Annotated in this window: 1 protein-coding gene; it reads right to left on the reverse strand. The window is 53.8% G+C overall.

Going from position 1 to position 1,208, the window contains the following annotated elements:
* Positions 1 to 132: 132 nt before the first annotated feature.
* The coding region (locus tag HK11_RS11005; protein ID WP_086555393.1) for an IS5 family transposase at positions 133 to 1,208 on the reverse strand (1,076 nt) is incomplete at its 5' end.

Raw genomic sequence — 1,208 nt, forward strand, 5'->3', positions numbered from 1 at the left:
TGGAGGGTTCGAAGAACCGTTGGTTGATGCGCTTGGTTCGTGATTTCAGGCTTTTGGCGATTTGATTGACGGTTTTTGGAGTAACTTTTGATCTGAGTTTTGAGCAGATCGGGGACTGCTCACTCTGGAGGACTATGCGCTCGCGCTCAATCTTTCGAGGAAGAGGAAGTGGCGCATATTATAGACGATATTGGCCAGGCCGATCCTCATGGTGGCTCGCGCGATACCGATAGTTCGGATGAACAGACCCATTTGCGATTTCTGGTCAGCAAAAACATGCTCGACGCGGGATCGGATCACGGACTTTCCTGCATTGGACCGTTGGATATGGAGTGGCATGGGTTTTAGATGCGGCTTCTTCCTGTGAACCTTTGAGACAAAGCCCTGCTTTTCCATGAAGTCTTCATTGACTTTGGAGCGATACGCCGTGTCTGCCCAGACGCTTGAGGCTGTATTGGTTTTATCCAGCAGCCCTTCTCGCAATCGCGCACCATCACTGGCGGCGGCATCTGTCGTCTTCCATTTTCGGATCAGTCGGAACTTCCGGTCGATGGAAACATGGGACTTGTAGCCAAAGAACGGAATGGCAAGATCGCTGGATGGCATGGTTCCATCATCCTGCCGCTTCGCCTTGGTGAACTTCAGTGTCCAGCGCGCATGACGATCCTTGTGCGACAGCTTTGCGGGTTTGTCCTGCCAGTCTTCAGGAATACGTCCTTCCCGAAGATCGGCTTTCTCAGCGTTCGTATTGCGCTGCTTGGGAGCAGCGACCAGTGTGGCATCCAGGATCTGGCCTGACATCGGGAGATAACCGGCGTTCCGCAGGGTCGCATCAAACCGGTTGAACAGCCCATCGATCGCACCCGCCTGTGTCAGGCGTTCACGGAACAGCCAGATTGTTTTCGCGTCAGGTACACGGTCCGGTAGCCCCAATCCCAGAAAGCGCATGAATGACAGACGATCGTTGATCAGATACTCCGTTCGTTCGTCGGACAGATTGTTCAGCGTCTGGATGATCAGAATTTTGAACATCAGCACCGGATCACACGGCGGTCGCCCGCCCTTACTCCCATCTGAATACGCCAGAGCCTTCTCCAGCTCCGGGCGAAACACCTCAAAATCCACAGTCCGGGAAAACGCTTCGAGCTGATCACCGAGCCCGCTTAGCCGAGCAAGCCGCTCTTCAACATCAAAAAATCCCGCCTGTT

The sequence above is a fragment of the Acetobacter sp. DmW_043 genome (genome assembly GCF_002153485.1).
Taxonomy (GTDB): Bacteria; Pseudomonadota; Alphaproteobacteria; order Acetobacterales; family Acetobacteraceae; genus Acetobacter; species Acetobacter thailandicus.